16 protein-coding genes and 1 riboswitch are annotated in these 17,256 nt (G+C 66.1%); of the genes, 12 read left to right on the forward strand and 4 right to left on the reverse strand.

From position 1 onward, the window contains the following. Nucleotides 1-249 precede the first annotated feature (249 nt). From PRtIB026_RS09855 to purM, 3 genes are read right to left on the reverse strand one after another with little or no spacing between them, the layout of a single operon-like run. Nucleotides 250-960, reverse strand: a complete 711-nt coding sequence (locus tag PRtIB026_RS09855; protein WP_050704538.1) for a DUF3108 domain-containing protein — start codon at nt 958-960, stop codon at nt 250-252. An 8-nt stretch (nt 961-968) separates the two neighbouring features. Next, nucleotides 969-1,613, reverse strand: coding sequence for a phosphoribosylglycinamide formyltransferase (gene purN, locus PRtIB026_RS09860; protein WP_203647689.1), 645 nt, complete (start codon nt 1,611-1,613; stop codon nt 969-971). Further along, nucleotides 1,613-2,671: a phosphoribosylformylglycinamidine cyclo-ligase gene (gene purM, locus PRtIB026_RS09865; protein WP_203647688.1), complete on the reverse strand. Its 1,059-nt coding sequence runs from the start codon at nt 2,669-2,671 to the stop codon at nt 1,613-1,615. Before purM ends, purN begins: the two co-directional genes overlap by 1 nt. A 342-nt stretch (nt 2,672-3,013) precedes the next feature. Here purM and PRtIB026_RS09870 point away from each other — a divergent pair, with 342 nt between their 5' ends. The 6 genes from PRtIB026_RS09870 (at nt 3,014) to PRtIB026_RS09895 (ending at nt 10,287) form a co-directional block, all read left to right on the forward strand. Continuing rightward, nucleotides 3,014-4,069, forward strand: coding sequence for a DUF2066 domain-containing protein (locus PRtIB026_RS09870; protein WP_203647687.1), 1,056 nt, complete (start codon nt 3,014-3,016; stop codon nt 4,067-4,069). An 11-nt stretch (nt 4,070-4,080) separates the two neighbouring features. Next, entirely contained in the window at nt 4,081-5,154 is a 1,074-nt protein-coding gene (locus tag PRtIB026_RS09875; protein WP_203647686.1) for an AI-2E family transporter, read from the forward strand. A 263-nt stretch (nt 5,155-5,417) separates the two neighbouring features. Continuing rightward, entirely contained in the window at nt 5,418-6,122 is a 705-nt protein-coding gene (gene hda / locus PRtIB026_RS09880; RefSeq protein ID WP_203647685.1) for a DnaA regulatory inactivator Hda, read from the forward strand. A gap of 125 nt (nt 6,123-6,247) precedes the next feature. Continuing rightward, nucleotides 6,248-6,883: a C40 family peptidase gene (locus PRtIB026_RS09885; RefSeq protein ID WP_110736398.1), complete on the forward strand. Its 636-nt coding sequence runs from the start codon at nt 6,248-6,250 to the stop codon at nt 6,881-6,883. Nucleotides 6,884-7,030: 147 nt separating this feature from the next. Continuing rightward, on the forward strand, nt 7,031-7,564 hold the full coding sequence (locus tag PRtIB026_RS09890) for a C40 family peptidase (protein WP_232856710.1): 534 nt from the start codon (nt 7,031-7,033) through the stop codon (nt 7,562-7,564). Nucleotides 7,565-7,716: 152 nt separating this feature from the next. Further along, on the forward strand, nt 7,717-10,287 hold the full coding sequence (locus PRtIB026_RS09895) for a dermonecrotic toxin domain-containing protein (RefSeq protein WP_203647684.1): 2,571 nt from the start codon (nt 7,717-7,719) through the stop codon (nt 10,285-10,287). An 11-nt stretch (nt 10,288-10,298) separates the two neighbouring features. Here PRtIB026_RS09895 and PRtIB026_RS09900 read toward each other — a convergent pair whose 3' ends face one another. After that, nucleotides 10,299-10,877, reverse strand: a complete 579-nt coding sequence (locus tag PRtIB026_RS09900) for a hypothetical protein (protein ID WP_203647683.1) — start codon at nt 10,875-10,877, stop codon at nt 10,299-10,301. 154 nt (nt 10,878-11,031) lie between these two features. Then, a riboswitch (cobalamin riboswitch) is annotated at nt 11,032-11,251 on the forward strand. A 112-nt stretch (nt 11,252-11,363) separates the two neighbouring features. On the opposite strand from PRtIB026_RS09900, the gene cobO reads away from it, so the two are divergent. Genes cobO through PRtIB026_RS09930 form a run of 6 tightly spaced genes read left to right on the forward strand, consistent with a single transcriptional unit; the run spans nt 11,364 to nt 17,255 of the window. After that, nucleotides 11,364-11,975 carry a cob(I)yrinic acid a,c-diamide adenosyltransferase gene (gene cobO / locus PRtIB026_RS09905; protein WP_028690903.1) on the forward strand — a complete coding sequence of 204 codons (612 nt, stop codon included), beginning with the start codon at nt 11,364-11,366 and terminating at the stop codon, nt 11,973-11,975. Further along, the gene (locus PRtIB026_RS09910; protein ID WP_203647682.1) at nt 11,972-13,267 is read left to right on the forward strand and encodes a cobyrinate a,c-diamide synthase; all 1,296 of its coding nucleotides are present in this window, start codon (nt 11,972-11,974) and stop codon (nt 13,265-13,267) included. The genes cobO and PRtIB026_RS09910 overlap by 4 nt, the downstream gene beginning before the upstream one ends. Further along, a complete protein-coding gene (gene bluB, locus PRtIB026_RS09915) occupies nt 13,264-13,914 on the forward strand; it encodes a 5,6-dimethylbenzimidazole synthase (protein WP_028690901.1) in 651 nt (216 codons plus the stop codon). Before PRtIB026_RS09910 ends, bluB begins: the two co-directional genes overlap by 4 nt. Continuing rightward, nucleotides 13,911-14,819 (forward strand): adenosylcobinamide-phosphate synthase CbiB, encoded by a 909-nt coding sequence (cbiB, locus tag PRtIB026_RS09920; protein WP_203647681.1) that lies wholly within the window; start codon nt 13,911-13,913, stop codon nt 14,817-14,819. The genes bluB and cbiB overlap by 4 nt, the downstream gene beginning before the upstream one ends. Continuing rightward, on the forward strand, nt 14,812-15,804 hold the full coding sequence (gene cobD, locus PRtIB026_RS09925; protein WP_203647680.1) for a threonine-phosphate decarboxylase CobD: 993 nt from the start codon (nt 14,812-14,814) through the stop codon (nt 15,802-15,804). The genes cbiB and cobD overlap by 8 nt, the downstream gene beginning before the upstream one ends. Further along, a complete protein-coding gene (locus PRtIB026_RS09930; RefSeq protein ID WP_203647679.1) occupies nt 15,801-17,255 on the forward strand; it encodes a cobyric acid synthase in 1,455 nt (484 codons plus the stop codon). The genes cobD and PRtIB026_RS09930 overlap by 4 nt, the downstream gene beginning before the upstream one ends. The last annotated feature ends 1 nt before the right edge of the window (nt 17,256 follow it).

Consider the following 17,256-nt stretch of genomic DNA (forward strand, 5'->3'; position numbering starts at 1 on the left):
GCCTTCTTTATAGAATTTGTTAGCAGGCTAAGTAAATAAAACAGCGATGAAACAAGTTTCATGTAGGAGCGGCCTTGTGCCGCGAAAGGGCTGCGCAGCAGCCCCAGGATGTCAGCACCGACGCAGAAATTGCCGGGGCCGCTTTGCGGCCCTTTCGCGGCACAAGGCCGCTCCTACACAGGGGAGGGCGGACAGCAGCAAAAAAAAGCCCCGCACAGGGCGGGGCTTCGGGCATTGCAGGCTTGACGATCAGTTACCCTTGACCGCCTTGCCATCGACCGTGCCATCCTGCAGCACGATCACGTACTCCTTGCCATCGGTCTCGACCTGGCGCAGCTGGACCAGCAGGTAGTCCCAGTCCTTGGCGAACCACAGCTCGGTGATGCGCTTGCTCTGGCTCGGGTCGCGCACGCGCTCGACCTTGATCGCGTCGACCTGGCCGGTCTTGGTGGTCACTTTTTCGGTGCCCAGCACGCGGAAGTCGTAGGTGTCGATCTCGTCACCGTCGACCACCTGGTAGGTCATGCTCTTCTTGCCGGCGGCCACGTCATGCTGCAGGGCCAGCTGGTAGGACGACTTGTCCAGCACGCCGCGGTTGAGCGGCAGGTTGATGGCGTCGCCACGGTCGCTGCCGGTGATCTTCTTGCCGGCCCAGTCGAAGTTCAGGTCGACCTTCTTCGCCTTGCCCAGGCCGCCGCGTTCGAAGTGATACTGCTGCGGCAGCAGGGTGTCGTTCTCGAACTTGAGGGTGCTTTGCTCGGTCAGGCTGGCGATCATCATCGAAGCCTTGAAGTTCAGGCTCCAGGTGCCGTTGGCGTTCTTTTCCAGGCTGCGTGCGGCGGTGCCGCTCATCGGCAGCTGTTTCCAGTCGGCGGTGTAGCTGGCCGCGAAAGGCTTCAGATCAGCTGCCTGGAGGGGCAGGGCGAGCACGGCGAGAGCCAAGAGCAGGGCGCGACGCATAAATTCTCCTAGGATCGAATCAAGTGACCGCTGGCCGCCAGCGGCTGGCCATCCAGTAATGCACCCTGTTCGCCCAGACGCAAGCGTCCTTCGGCGAACCAGCGCACCGCCAGCGGGTAGATCTGGTGTTCCTGCAGATGCACACGCTGGGCGAGCGTCTGCGCGGTGTCATCCGTTGCCACGGGTACCACAGCCTGTACGACCAGAGGCCCGCCATCGAGTTCCTCGGTGACGAAGTGCACGCTGCAGCCGTGCTCGGCGTCACCCGCTTCCAGCGCGCGCTGGTGGGTGTGCAGGCCTTTGTACTTCGGCAACAGTGACGGATGGATGTTCAGCAGGCGGCCCTGGTAGTGGCGCACGAAATCGCCACTGAGGATGCGCATGAAACCGGCCAGCACCACCAGGTCGGGCTGGAAGCCATCGATCAGCGCCATCAGCGCCGCGTCGAAGGCTTCACGCCCGTCGAAACCGGTGTGCGACAACACGGCGGTTTCGATGCCGGCGCCCTTGGCGCGCTCGAGGCCATAGGCATCGGCACGGTTCGAGATGACCGCGCGGATGCGTGCCGGGCTGTCGCTGGCGCTGTTGCTGTCGATCAGTGCCTGCAGGTTGCTGCCGGAGCCCGACAGCAACACGACTACATTGCAGGGCATCAGTGTGCCTTGAGGTTCTGCAGCTCGACCTGGGCGGCGCCTTCGGCGGCCACGTCGATACGGCCGATCACCCACGGTTGCTCGCCTTCGGCGCGCAGCACGTTCAGGGCGCTTTCGACCTGGTCCTGGGCCACGCAGATGACCATGCCCACGCCGCAGTTCAGCACGCGGTGCATTTCATGCTCGTCGACGTTGCCTTTTTCCTGCAGGAAGTCGAACACCGCCGGGCGCTGCCAGCTGGCCACGTCGACCACGGCCTGGGCGCCTTTTGGCAGCACGCGCGGGATGTTGTCCAGCAGGCCGCCGCCGGTGATGTGGGCCATGGCCTTGACCGCGCCGGTCTGCTTGATCAGCTGCAGCAGCGGCTTGACGTAGATGCGGGTCGGCGCCATCAGCAGGTCGGCCAGCGGCTTGCCGTCGAGCTGGGTGTTGTCGATGTCGGTGCCGGAAACCTCGAGGATCTTGCGGATCAGCGAGTAGCCGTTGGAGTGCGGGCCGGAGGACGGCAGGGCGATCAGGGCGTCGCCGGTGACCACTTTCGAGCCGTCGATGATCTCGGCCTTTTCCACCACGCCGACGCAGAAGCCAGCCAGGTCGTAGTCTTCGCCTTCGTACATGCCTGGCATCTCGGCGGTTTCACCACCGACCAGCGAGCAACCGGCCAGTTCGCAACCGGCGCCGATGCCGGTGACCACGGTGGCGGCCACGTCGACGTTGAGCTTGCCGGTGGCGTAGTAGTCGAGGAAGAACAGCGGCTCGGCGCCGCACACCACCAGGTCGTTGACGCACATGGCGACCAGGTCCTGGCCGATGCTGTCGTGCTTGTTCAGGTTCAGCGCCAGGCGCAGCTTGGTGCCGACGCCGTCGGTGCCGGAGACCAGCACCGGCTGCTTGTAGCCGGCCGGGATCTCGCAGAGGGCGCCGAAGCCGCCCAGGCCACCCATGACTTCAGGACGTGCGGTGCGCTTGGCGACGCCCTTGATGCGTTCGACCAGTGCTTCGCCGGCGTCGATGTCTACACCGGCGTCTTTGTAGCTCAGGGAGGGTTGCTTGCTCATTGATCCAGGCCTTTAGGAGGGAGGGATTCAGAAAAACGACCGGGACGGCCAAGGCCGGTTTCAGAAACGGCGGCTGCCTGTACGTCACTGGTCTGCGAAGGCGCGCGATTTTATCAGGGTTGCCCCAAGGCGGCCATCCTCAGGCCGACGGGCAGGCGGGAAATCTGGGCAAAAAACCGTGTTTCACCCCGTGCGACTGGTTGCCGCGCCGGTGCCTGTATAAGGTATAGGCATGGCGACCCACGTAACGGGCCGGCAACGCGGAGCATTTTCCGTGGTTGCGCGGTCACAGCCGACAGGCAAGGGCGTGTCGCCCCAAGGTCATCTGGACAGGAATCCTCAATGCGTCTTCTCAATTTCCTCGCGGGCGCCTGCCTGGCTGTGGCCGGCACCGTCGCCCAGGCCGAAACCGTCTCCGGCTTGTATCAGGTGCGCGAACCGGTCGAAGGGCAGGGCAGCGAAGCCCGCGCCCAGGCCACCGGCAAGGCCCTGGATACCCTGGTGCTGCGCCTGACCGGCGATGCCAAGGCGGCGCAGAACCCGGCACTGGCCGCGCTGCGCAAGGACCCGCAGCAGATCATCAACCAGGTCGGCACCGAAGCCGGGCCGCCGGAGTCGGTGCTGGTCGAATTCGACCCCGGCAGCACCGAGCGCGCCCTGCGCCAGGCTGGCCTGGCGCTGTGGGGCAGCAACCGGCCGTCGATCCTTGGCTGGTGGCTGAATGACAGCGTCGAGGGCAGCAACCTGGTCGGCGATGGCCAGGCCGTCGCCGAACCCCTGCGTCGGGCCGCCCAGCACCGTGGCCTGCCCCTGCGCCTGCCGTTGGCCGACCTGCAGGAGCAACTGGTGGCCAATGCCAAGCTGCTCGAAGGCAACGACCCGGCACCGCTGCGCGAGGCCTCCGAACGCTATGGCGCCGATGCGCTGCTGGCGGTACACGCCCATGAGGCCGACGGCAAGTGGCAGGGCAAGTGGCAGCTGTGGCTGGGCGATCAGCGCGAGCAGGGCAGCGCCGAGGGCGCCGACCAGTCGGCCCTGGCCGATGCCGTGTTGCTGGCGGTGAGCAATCGCCTGGCGCCGCGTTACGTCACCCGTCCCGGCGCCAGCAGCGACCTGCAGGTGCAGGTCCAGGGCATGAACCTGCAACGCTACGCCGAGCTGAGCCGGGTGCTCGAGCCTTATGGCGCGCGGCTGCAGATGGCCGATGGTGGCACCCTGACCTACCGCGTCAGCGGCAATCGCGAACAGCTGCGCGCGCAGTTGAGCCTGGCCAAGCTCCAGGAGCTGCCCGCCGAGCCTGCTCCCGCCACGCCTGCGCCGAGCATCCAGGAACCGGCCGGCGCAACGCCGCCGGCCACCGCCGCCAAGCCGTTCGACGGCCTGCGTTTTCGCTGGTAAGGAATACTTGAATGATTGATATGCGTCGCTGGATCTGGTTTGGCGCGGCTTTTGTGGTCGCCGTGCTGCTGTACTTTTTGCACAACATCCTCTCGCCGTTCCTGGTGGGCATCCTGCTGGCCTACCTGGCCGACCCGCTGGTGGATCGCCTGGAGCGGCTCGGCCTTTCACGCACCTGGGGCGTGGTGGTGGTGTTCAGCCTGTTCACCCTGATCTTCCTGGCCTTGCTGCTGGTGCTGGTGCCGATGCTGGCCAAGCAGTTGCTGCGCCTGTACGAGCTGGCGCCGCAGATGCTCGACTGGTTGCAGCATGTGGCACTGCCCTGGGTGCAGAGCCGCCTGGGCCTGGCCGATGGCTTCTGGAAGTTCGACAAGATCAAGGCCGCCATCGGCGAGCATATGGGCCAGACCACCGACATCGTCGGCGTGCTGTTGTCCCAGGCCACCGCCTCGAGCCTGGCGCTGATCGGCTGGCTGGCCAACCTGGTGCTGATCCCGGTGGTGGGCTTCTACCTGCTGCGCGACTGGGACCTGATGATGGCCAAGCTGCGCAGCCTGCTGCCGCGCCAGCGCGAGCCGCAGGTGGTGGGGCTGGCCGGCGAGTGCCACGAGGTGCTGGGGGCGTTCGTGCGTGGGCAGTTGCTGGTGATGCTGGCGCTGGGCGTCATCTATTCCAGCGGCCTGATGCTGGTGGGCCTGGAGCTGGGCCTGCTGATCGGCATGCTCGCGGGGCTGGCGGCGATCGTGCCGTACATGGGCTTCATCATCGGCATCGGCGCGGCGCTGGTCGCCGGGTTGTTCCAGTTCGGCGGCGAGCTTTACCCGATGCTGGGCATCGTTGCGGTGTTCATGGTCGGGCAGGCCCTCGAAGGCATGGTGCTGACGCCGCTGCTGGTAGGCGACCGCATCGGCCTGCACCCGGTGGCGGTGATCTTCGCGATCCTGGCCGGCGGTGAGCTGTTTGGTTTCACCGGAGTGTTGCTGGCGTTGCCGGTGGCGGCGGTGATCATGGTGCTGCTGCGGCATGTGCATGACCTGTACAAGGAATCGGACATGTATGCCGGGGAGATCGACCCGGAGCTTTAATGCAATTTTGTGCGTGCGGGTGATCCCCTGGCTGTGGGAGCGGGTTTACCCGCGAAGCAGGCGCCGCGGTGGCTGGCACCCGCCTTGCGGGTGATCGCGGGTAAACCCGCTCCCACAGGTTATTGGCTGCGCCAGAAATTACTGCAACTAATTGATTTTACTTGCGCTATTCCCCTCGCCGATTGTGCCGTCCGCGCTGCGGGTATAGACTTTGCACACTGTTAATCAAAGGCCCCCTGTGGTCCCCGCGACCGCCCGCGAGCATGAAACCGATCCAGTTGCCCCTGGGTGTGCGTCTGCGCGACGACGCCACCTTCATCAACTACTACCCCGGCGCCAATGCCGCGGCACTGGGCTATGTCGAGCGGCTGTGCGAAGCCGATGCCGGCTGGACCGAGAGCCTCATCTACCTGTGGGGCAAACAGGGCGTGGGCCGTACCCATCTGTTGCAGGCCGCCACCCACCGTTTCCAGCAGTTGGGTGAGCCCGCCGTCTACCTGCCCCTGGCGCAACTGCTCGATCGCGGCGTCGAACTGCTTGACCGCCTTGAACAGTACGAACTGGTGTGCATCGACGACCTGCATGTGATTGCCGGCAAGGCGGACTGGGAAGAGGCCATGTTCCACCTGTTCAACCGCCTGCGCGACAGCGGCCGGCGCTTGCTGCTGGCAGCGTCCAGTTCGCCACGGGAGCTGCCGATCAAGCTGGCAGACTTGAAATCGCGGCTGACCCTGGCACTGATCTTCCAGATGCGCGGGATGTCCGACGAGGACAAACTGCGTGCCCTGCAACTGCGTGCCTCGCGCCGCGGGCTGCACCTGACCGACGAGGTCGGTCACTTCATCCTCACCCGCGGCACGCGCAGCATGAGCGCGCTGTTCGACCTGCTCGAGCGCCTCGACCAGGCTTCCCTGCAGGCCCAGCGCAAACTGACCATCCCGTTCCTCAAGGAAACCCTAGGCTGGTGACCTTGGGAACGCGGTGCCAGAGCGTCAAAACGGAAAAGTCACATCTTTTTCGATAAAATTTGCAAATGGGTCCGATAGAAGGCATAGTTTCCCCCTTCTAAAGGACTACAGACACGGTCGTGCCCATGCTGAAGCGCTTCGCACCCCTCGTGCCACTTGCACTTGTCACCCTACTTTACGGCTGCGCCTCCACCGGCCCGGTCGCACCCTCGCAGGATCACCGCGTGGCCGCCGAGCAATCGGTCAAGGCCAAGGCTTCCGCCTCTTCCGTATTCACCGAGGAAGAACTGGCCAGCGAAGACGACCTCGAGGCCTTCTCCAGCAACAGTAAGCCGTACCAGCTGCCTGTGCTGGCCGACAGCATTCTCGAACGCGGCATGGCCCTGATCGGTACCCGCTACCGCTTCGGCGGCACCTCCGAGAAGTCCGGCTTCGATTGCAGCGGCTTCATCGGCTACCTGTTCCGCGAAGAGGCGGGCATGAACCTGCCACGCTCGACCCGCGAGATGATCAACGTCGACGCGCCCAAGGTCGCCCGCAACAAGCTCAAGCCCGGCGACCTGCTGTTCTTCAGCACCAACGGCCGTGGCCGCGTCAGCCATGCCGGCATCTACCTGGGTGACAACCAGTTCATCCACTCCAGCAGCCGCCGCAGCGGTGGCGTGCGCATCGACAGCCTGGGCGATCGCTACTGGAGCAAGACCTTCATCGAGGCCAAACGCGCGCTCGCCATGGCGCCGACCACGATCTCGCGCAATTGATTTGATATCAAAATGCTGTAATCTCGCACGGCGGCGTAGCTGAAAAGCTCGCCGCCGTGCGCATTTACAGAAAGCGTCTAATCTAAATTCTCAACTCTTTTCGACCTTCGGCCGTGGCCGCAGGGTTCCTGACAGGACGTTCGCATCATGGCGATGTTGGCGCGCTTCGCATTCCTCTCCCTGCTGGCCCTGCTCGCGGCCTGTTCCAGCCGTGCACCTGCGCCGGCGCCCATGCCCAAACAGCCGATGGTGTTCAATCAGGCGCCTTCATCGCCGGCGGCGGACGATGTGCTGTTCCGCGCCATCGGCCTGGTGGGCACCCCGTATCGCTGGGGGGGCAACACGCCGGATGCCGGGTTCGATTGCAGCGGCCTGATCGGCTACGTCTACCGTGACGCGGCGGGTATCAGCCTGCCGCGCTCGACCCGCGAGATGATCGTCATGCGCGCGCCGAACGTGGATATCAATGCGCTGCAGTCGGGCGATCTGGTGTTCTTCGCCACCAGCGGCGGTTCGCAGGTCAGCCACGCCGGCATCTACGTCGGTGAAGGGCGCTTCGTGCACGCGCCGTCGACGGGCGGGACCGTGCGCCTGGACTACCTGTCCAACAGCTACTGGGCCAAGGCCTACCTCCAGGCCAAGCGCGTACTGCCGCCGGGCCACCTGGCGCAGAATCCTTGATGCTGCTTCATTAAGCCTGTGGGAGCGGATTTACCCGCAATCGCGTCATAGGATCCACCGCCTTCGCGGGTGCTGCGACAATCTTCTACCGCGTCTGCCATTTCCCGTCGAGCCAGGATGTCCGTCCGACAACGACATCCCGGGAGTGGAGCATGAGCAGTATCAAGGAGCGCGTGGAGCGCAGTCTCGAGGCGTTGGATGCGGGGCGGCCACTGGTGCGCCTGGTCGACGAGATCATTCGCGAATACCCCGACCCCTATGTGCTGGCCTCCCAGCATGCGCAACGCATCGTGCTCAAGCACACGGGCAAGCCGATCGATCCACGGTTCATCTGGTGGCACCAGTTCGCCACCGCCAGTTCCAGTCAGCGCAGTTTCACCGGCTGGCAGCACAGCGGCCCGCCGCTGAAGTCGATGCACCTGGTCGAGCTGGTGATCAAGCGCTTCGATGCGCATTTCCAGGAAGCGACCGACGAACTCGACCTGTACGGTGGTTTCTACCGCCAGGGTCGGCAAGCCGATTGTTTCGACGAACGCAATGAAGTGCCAATGCTTGCCAGCAAGGTCCAGGAGGATCTCTGGGCGTTGGACTTCGCCGTTGCCTACCGCAGCGCGATCAGCCGCTTCTGGAACACCTACTCGCAGCATTTTCGCGTACTGGCCAAGGTCAACCTGCTGGGACAGGGGGCGGGCGCGGTGCGGGCCGGACGTATCAGTCGAAGCGACTGGGCGCTGCTGCGGTCGATGGTCGCCGACGGCCTGCAGGGCGGCGTGCTGCCGACCCTGGACAAGCTGAAACAGGCCAGCACCACGCACCCGTTTTCGGCCTGTCGCTACGTGCTCGATCGCGGCGATCGTGGTTGCCTCTACAGCTTTGCGACCGACACGGGGCGGACGCTGCTGTACCGCCCTTGGGCGAGCGACGCGTTCAAGAGCTTCGACTCCGAGCAGGCCATGGCGGGCTGGCTGCGTGAACAGTTGCAGGATGCCGACACCCTGGCCAGCTACGTCAAGGCGGCGCACACCGATGCCCGCGATCCCGCGCGCGCCCACTCGGTGAGGACCCACCTGCTAAGCATCGCCAACAGTGCGAGCGAGCAAGCGGCACGGGTGTTGCTCGGTTACCTGAAAAGGCCGATCAGCGACGATATCTTCACCTACCTGGCCAGCCAGGCCACCGGCGAGATGAATGACAACGCCGCGGCGATGCTGGGTAATGCCGACCTGCGCAAGGCGATGTGGAGCGGTTACCTGTCGGTATTCATCAAGGTGTTCGGCGGCTTTGCCCCGCTCGGCTGGCCAATGACCCTGATGCTGCTGGGGGCAAGCCTGGGCAAGGTGGGCCTGGACATCGATGCGGCGTTGCATGCCGCGGATGAGCAGAGCCGCAAGAGCGCCCTGCGCGATGCCATGCTCGACAGCCTGTTTGCCGCCTTGAACATGGTCGATCTGGGGTTTCAGTCGAGCTTTGCCTCATTGGCCTATGAAACGCCGGCCGGCGAAATGGATGTGCACCTGGAGCGCTGGCAGGTGGCGCAGACCGCCACGCTGCCGGTGGAAGGGCGAGAGAGCAACGCGTTGCCGAGGGGCGAGCTGCAAGGCAGCGGGCGCTTGCGGGGTATCAGGGTCGATGCGCACGGCAGCTGCTGGATCGTGCTCAACGGCCTGTCCTACCGGGTGCGCTACAACCATGAACTGCGGGTCTGGCAGGTGGTGCCCGCGCACAATCCCTTTGCCTTCGGCCCCCTGTATCCGGTACGTCTGAGCGACAGCAACGAATGGGAGCTGCTGGTGCCGCCGCGGCTGGCCGGTGGCGCGCCTCCCGTCGTCGAAGGCATGCCCAGCGCCACCTCGCGCTTCTGGAACCGCCACGTGGTGGTGGATGACGCGCGGGCCAAGGCGTTTTCCGCCAATGCCTTGCACCGCCAGAAGGCATTGCTGGAGCCCCAGCCTATTCCACGCCTGGCGCGCGACCAGGTTCCCGAGCTGGACGAGCATGGCCTGGATTGCGTGCGGAGGGAGGGCGTTGTCCAGTATTCCTACCGTTACGATCGCGAGTACTTCAATTCGTTGATCGAGTACTACACCAGCGACGAGTCGAGGGTGAACGATGTGTTCCGCTCAGGCACGTACCGCTATGGCGACGAGGATGACTACATCGCCAAGCTGGCCGATACCCTGGAGCAACTGCCCGAGAGCAGTGAGGTGAGCCTGTATCGTGGCGGGCATGCTTCGCGTGGCACCAGTGGCGAACACTATCGCAATGGCCGGATACGGGTTGGCGATGTGCTGGTCAATACCGACCTGACCTCGTTTACCGAGAATCCCTACAAGGTCGCCGAGTTCGCCTCGCAACCTTCGGTCAATGCACCCGGTCACCTGCCGGGGGTGTTCGACGACACGTCGGTGGTGTTCGAGCTGCCCCTAGGGCGTTACCAGGAGGGCACGCCGATCAGCGCATTCTCGCTTTACTGGGACGAAGGGGAGACCCTGTTCCTGCCGGGCCACTACTTCCGGATCGACAACCTGGAGCAGGTCTACGGTGAGCACTATCGCTTCGTCCATGTCACGCTCCAGCAGGTGCCCAAGCCTGCTGTCGGGCCGGTCTACGATCTGCGCACAGGCCTGTTGTTCGACGAACAGGCCTACAAGGTGCGATTCAGGACGCCTGGGCTGGCAGAGCGTTTCTTTCCCGTCGACCCGCCGGCTGCCGCTGCCAACTGAGGCGGCGCCGATCAAGCCTGCTTGAGCAGCAATGCCACCCCGGGATAGTACTGTCCCAGTTCGTTATGCAGCTTGCGGTAGGCATACGGGAAGTACCAGGCTATCGCGCAGGCCGTGTGCTTTTGCAGGTCGTCCACCAGGTCCTGCAGTTCCTCGGGGCTGGCATGCTGGCCGGCCTTCCATGGCGTGACGAACAGCGCCCCGGCCTTGAGCTGGCTGCCATAGGCGATCGGCTTGGCCAGGGCGGCGGTTTCCTGCAGGGCTGCTGTCAGGTCGAGGCGGGCGATGCGTGGCCAGCGCTGGCCGGCGTGCAGGTACAGCGACTCCTCGGCGCTGCTGATCGACAGGTCGCAGCGCCCATCGCGCTCGCCCTCGTCGCGCTGCTTCTTGCTCATGTGCCGTTCCAGCGCCACCAGCTCACCCTGCCAGGCGGCGGCGGCGAGCAGGCCGACGTTGGCGGCGGTGCCGTGCCAGTAGGGTGCCTCGTTGTCGCCCTGCAGCTGGTTGAAGCGGTCGATGCAGTCGACCCAGCGTTCCAGGGCCGGGCGCAGGAACTCCAGGCGCGGGTTGTTGATGATCAGGCCTTGCATGCTGCGCTCTCCTTGTCATTGTGATCGAGGTCAGCCGATAAAATGGTGGCTATGTGATATCACTGCTTTGAGTGTGGCACAAGCTGGCGGATCGGCCATTGATCCAGGCCAGATCGGCCCTCGTTCGATTGACGCTCCCGATTCAACCCTCTAACCTTCGCGGCGTGTTTCAGGTGCCCTGCGAGCCGCGGTTCGGCAGGGTGAAACTGGGAAGCCGGTGGGCGCCAGCAGGCGCGAGCCCGGCGCTGCCCCCGCAACGGTAGATGAGTCGACGGTTACGCAAGGCCACTGGATTTCCAAGTCCGGGAAGGCGCGTGGCCAGGGCCTGCGCCCGCTCATGAGCCCGGAGACCGGCCTGTCACTGCCAAACGGCATCACGGAGGGTGATGCGCGGTGCGATGTGGCCGTTGCCATGCCCCCTGCGCGCTCCTCGTCTGCCTGCCTTTTATCTGTCGCCGCCGCCGCGACAGCCTGCGGAGACCCCTGATGAGCGAATCCATCGAACGCGACGAACGTCACCTGGCGCGCATGCAGCGCAAGAAGGCGATCATCGACGAGCGCATCGCCAATTCCCCCAACGAATGCGGCCTGCTGCTGGTGCTGACCGGCAATGGCAAGGGCAAGAGCAGCTCGGCCTTCGGCATGCTCGCCCGCGCCCTGGGCCACGGCATGCAATGCGGCGTGGTGCAGTTCATCAAGGGCCGCAACAGTACCGGCGAGGAGCTGTTCTTCCGTCGTTTCCCCGAGCAGGTGCGCTACCACGTGATGGGCGAGGGCTTCACCTGGGAAACCCAGGACCGTCAGCGTGACATCGCCGCCGCCGAAGCCGCCTGGGCGGTGTCGCGGCAGTTGCTGCAGGACCCGTCGATCCAGTTCGTCGTGCTCGATGAGCTGAATATCGCCCTCAAGCATGGCTACCTGGACCTCGATCAGGTGCTTTCGGATATCCAGGCCCGTCCACCGATGCAGCATGTGATCGTCACCGGTCGCGCCGCCAAGCCGGAAATGATCGAACTGGCCGACACCGTCACCGAGATGGGCATGCTCAAGCACGCCTTCCAGGCCGGTATCCGCGCGCAGAAGGGCGTCGAACTGTGAGTGAGTCGCGCCAGTGTCCCGCCGTGCTGATCGCGGCCCCGGCCTCGGGCCAAGGCAAGACCACGGTCACCGCCGCCCTGGCTCGCCTGCACCGCAACCTCGGGCGTAAGGTGCGGGTGTTCAAGTGCGGGCCTGACTTTCTCGATCCGATGATCCTGGAGCGCGCCAGCGGCGCGCCGGTCTACCAGCTCGACCTGTGGATGATTGGCGCCGAGGAAAGTCGTCGCCTGTTGTGGGAAGCGGCGGGCGAGGCCGACCTGATCCTGATCGAAGGCGTGATGGGCCTGTTCGACGGTACCCCGTCAAGCGCCGACCTGGCACGCCACTTCGGCGTGCCGGTGCTGGCGGTGATCGACGGCACGGCCATGGCCCAGACCTTCGGCGCCCTGGCCCTGGGCCTGGCGCGCTACCAGCCCGACCTGCCGTTCGCCGGGGTGCTGGCCAACCGGGTCGGCAGCCTGCGCCATGCGCAACTGCTCGAAGGCAGCCTGACCGAAGGCCTGCGCTGGTACGGCGGGTTGTCCCGCGAGCGCGGCATCGAGCTGCCCAGCCGCCACCTCGGCCTGGTCCAGGCCAGCGAGTTGAACGATCTGGATGCTCGACTGGACGCTGCCGCCGAAGCGCTCGGTGCCAGCTGCGATGCCGCGTTGCCGCCACCGGTCAGTTTTGCCGGGCCTGAGCCGGTGAGCGTGACCTCGTCGCTGACCGGGGTGCGCATCGGCGTGGCCCGCGACGAAGCCTTTGCGTTCACCTACGGTGCCAACCTCGACCTGCTGCGCGGCCTCGGTGCGCAGCTGGAGTTCTTCTCGCCGGTGCATGATCGCGAGCTTCCCGTGGTGGACAGCCTCTACCTGCCCGGCGGCTACCCTGAGCTGCATCACCAGGCCCTGGCCGCCAACGCGCCGATGCTGGAGGCGATCCGCGCCCATCATGCCGCCGGCAAGCCGCTGCTGGCCGAGTGCGGTGGCATGCTCTACCTGCTCGACGCACTGACCGACGTGGCGGGCGAGCGCGCCGCGCTGCTGGGCCTGCTGCCGGGCGAGGCAACCATGCAGAAGCGCCTGGCGGCCCTGGCCCTGCAGGCGGTCGAACTGCCTGAAGGCACCCTGCGTGGCCACACCTACCACCATTCGCTGACCAGCACCGAGCTGGCGCCGATCGCCCGTGGCCTGAGCCCCAACGGTGGGCGGGGCAACGAGGCGGTCTATCGCCTGGGGCGCCTGACCGCCTCCTACGTGCACTTCTATTTTCCCTCCAACCCCGATGCGGCGGCGGCGCTGCTGCGACCATGAGCCGACACGCCTACAGTGAAGCCGAACGCCAGGCCATCTACCGGGCCATTGGCGAACGCCGCGATATGCGCCATTTCGCCGGGGGCGAGGTGGCCCCCGAGTTGCTCGGGCGCCTGCTCGCCGCCGCCCATCAGGCACCCAGCGTGGGCCTGATGCAGCCGTGGCGCTTCATCCGGATCAGCCAGCGTGCATTGCGCGAGCGGATCCAGGCGCTGGTGGAGCAGGAGCGGGTACGCACCGCCGAGGCCCTGGGCGAGCGCTCCGATGAATTCATGAAGCTCAAGGTCGAAGGCATCAACGACTGCGCCGAAGTGCTGGTGGCGGCGTTGATGGACAAGCGCGAGGCGCACGTCTTCGGTCGCCGCACCTTGCCCGAGATGGACCTGGCCTCGCTGGCCTGCGCCATCCAGAACCTGTGGCTGGCGGCGCGTGCCGAAGGGCTGGGCATGGGCTGGGTGTCGCTGTTCGACCCCGAGGCCCTGGCCGAGCTACTGGGCATGCCCGCCGGCGCCAAGCCCATGGCGGTGCTGTGCCTGGGGCCGGTGACCGAATTTTATCCGGCACCGATGCTGGTACTGGAAGACTGGGCCGAGCAACGGCCCTTGAGCGAGATGCTGTACGAAAACCATTGGGGAGAGCGTCCATGAGCGTGGCCTTGCTGACCGTGGCGGGCGTGGCCCTGGATGCGCTGCTGGGCGAGCCGCGTCGACGTCATCCGCTGGTGGGTTTCGGCAACTTCGCCTCGCGCCTGGAACAACGTTTCAACGCCGGCGGGCGCGGCTGGCGCAGCCATGGCGTTACCGCGTGGTTCCTGGCCGTGGTGCCGCTGACTCTGCTGGCGCTGATCCTGTCGTGGCTGCCGTATATCGGCTGGCTGGTGGATGTGCTGGCGCTGTACTGCGCCCTGGGCCTGCGCAGCCTGGGCGAGCATGTGCTGCCGGTGGCCCAGGCGCTGCGCCAGGGCGACCTGGCCGAGGCGCGGCGGCGCGTCGGTTACCTGGTCAGCCGCGAGACCCGCGAGCTGGACGAGCCCGCCGTGGCCCGGGCGGCTACTGAGTCGGTGTTGGAGAACGGCAGCGACGCGGTGTTCGCCGCGCTGTTCTGGTTCGTCGTGGCCGGCGCGCCGGGGGTGGTGCTGTATCGCCTGAGCAATACCCTGGACGCGATGTGGGGCTATCGCAACGAGCGCTTCGAGCGCTTTGGCTGGTGCGCGGCGCGCATCGACGATGGCCTGAACTATATTCCCGCCAGGCTGGTGGCGCTGACCTATGCGCTGCTGGGCAAGACCCGCCTGGCCCTGGCCTGCTGGCGCAGCCAGGCGCCGCTGTGGGACAGCCCCAACGCCGGCCCGGTGATGGCGGCGGGGGCCGGTGCGCTGGGCGTGGAGCTGGGCGGCCCGGCGGTGTATCACGGCGAGTTGCACGAACGGCCGCGCCTGGGTGAAGGGCCAATGGCCGACGCCGATGCCATCGAGCGCGGCTGGAGCCTGGTGCAGCGCGGCGTGTGGCTGTGGGTGCTGTTGATCTGCGTGGGAGCCTATCTGAATGCTTGAACACGGTGGCCGCCTGCTGCGGGCGGTGAAACAGTACGCCATCCCTCGGGAGCAGTGGCTCGACCTGTCCAGCGGTATCGCGCCATGGCCTTACCCGATACCGCCGATTCCGCTGGAGGCCTGGGCCCGCCTGCCGGAGACCGAGGATGGCCTGGAGGCGGCGGCGCGGCAGTACTACGGCGCGCAGCCGTTGCTGGCGGTGGCCGGCTCCCAGGCGGCGATCCAGGCCTTGCCGTACCTGCGCCCGAGCGGGCGGGTCGGGGTCCTGTCGCCGTGCTATGCCGAGCACCCGCATGCCTGGGCACGGGCAGGGCACACGTTGGTCGAACTGGACGAGAGCAAGGTCGAGGACGTGCTCGACAGCCTCGACGTCCTGGTGCTGGTCAACCCTAACAACCCCACTGGCCGCCGGGTGACCCGCGAACGCCTGCTGGCCTGGCATACGCGCCTGGCCGAGCGCGGTAGCTGGCTGCTGGTGGACGAAGCCTTCATGGACAACACGCCCGAACACAGCGTGGTCGAGCATGCCGGGCAACCGGGCTTGATCGTGTTGCGCTCGTTCGGCAAGTTCTTCGGCCTGGCCGGCGTGCGGCTGGGGTTTGTCGTCGCCCAGGTGGATGTGCTGCGACGCCTGGCCGAGGCACTCGGGCCCTGGACCGTCAGCGGTCCGACCCGTGTGCTGGGGCAGGCGTGTTTTGCCGACGACGCGGCGCACCAGGCACAGATTGCCCGTTGCGCCCAGGCCAGCCAGCGTATGGCCACCTTGCTCGATGGTGCAGGCCTGCCACCCAGCGGTGGCTGCGACCTGTTCCAGTACGTGCGTGATGAGCGTGCCGCGCACCTGCATGAATTTCTCGCCCGCCGTGGCATCCTGGTGCGCTTGTTCGAACAGCCGCCCGCGCTGCGTTTCGGCCTGCCTGCCACGTCGGCGGACGAACAACGTCTGGCCCAGGCCCTGGCGGACTACCAGAAGGAATCGGCATGACCACCCTCATGGTGCAAGGCACCACCTCCGATGCCGGCAAGAGCACGCTGGTCACCGCCCTGTGCCGCTGGCTGCTGCGCCAGGGCGTTGCCGTGGTGCCGTTCAAGCCGCAGAACATGGCCCTCAACAGCGCCGTGACCGCCGACGGCGGCGAGATCGGCCGCGCCCAGGCGGTGCAGGCCCAGGCCTGCCGGTTGGCGCCGCACACCGACATGAACCCGGTGCTGCTCAAGCCCAACAGCGACACCGGCGCCCAGGTGATCGTCCATGGCCGCGCGGTAACCAGCATGAACGCCGTCGCCTACCACGATTACAAGGCGATCGCCATGCAGGCGGTGCTGGCGTCCCACGAGCGCCTGAGCGTAGCCTATCCGGTGGTGATGGTCGAAGGCGCCGGCTCCCCGGCGGAGATCAACCTGCGGGCCGGCGATATCGCCAACATGGGCTTTGCCGAGGCGGTCGACTGCCCGGTAATCCTGGTGGCCGATATCAACCGGGGCGGCGTGTTCGCCCACCTGGTCGGCACCCTGGAGCTGCTGTCGGCAAGCGAACAGGCGCGGGTCAAGGGCTTTGTCATCAACCGTTTCCGTGGCGACATCGCCTTGCTGCAACCGGGCCTGGACTGGCTGGAACAACGCACCGGCAAGCCGGTGCTGGGGGTGCTGCCCTATGTCACCGACCTGCACCTTGAGGCCGAGGACGGTATCGATACCCGCCAGGGGGCGAAGGGCGAGCGCGTGCTCAAGGTGATCGTCCCGGTGCTGCCGCGGATCAGCAACCACACCGACTTCGACCCGTTGCGCCTGCATCCGCAGGTGGACCTGCAGTTCATCGGCCCGGGCCAGCCGATCCCGCCCGCCGACTTGATCATCCTGCCAGGCTCCAAGAGCGTGCGTGGCGACCTGGCGCAACTGCGCGAGCGTGGCTGGGACACCGCCATCGCCCGGCACCTGCGCTACGGCGGCAAGCTCATCGGCATCTGTGGCGGCCTGCAGATGCTCGGCGAGCAGGTGCATGATCCGCTGGGCCTGGAAGGGCCCGCCGGTTCCAGCGCAGGCCTCGGCCTGCTGGCCTACAGCACCGTGCTGGAGGCCGAGAAGCAGTTGCGCAATGTCACGGGCACGCTCGACCTCGAACAGAGCCCGGTGTCGGGTTACGAGATACATGCCGGTGTCACACAGGGACCGGCGCTGGAGCGTCCGGCGGTGCAACTGGCCGATGGCCGCGCCGACGGTGCCATCAGCGCCGACGGGCAGATCCTCGCCACCTACCTGCATGGCCTGTTCGAGGGCAGCCAGTCGTGCGCCGCGCTGCTGCGCTGGGCAGGTTTGGCCGATGTGCAGACCATCGACTACGAGGCCCTGCGCGAACGCGATATCGAGCGTCTGGCCGATCTGGTCGAGCAGCATCTGGATACCGCGCACCTGCGCCAACTGTGTGGAGTCGCCTGAC

Source organism: Pseudomonas sp. RtIB026 (assembly GCF_016861355.2).
GTDB classification, from domain to species: domain Bacteria; phylum Pseudomonadota; class Gammaproteobacteria; order Pseudomonadales; family Pseudomonadaceae; genus Aquipseudomonas; species Aquipseudomonas peradeniyensis.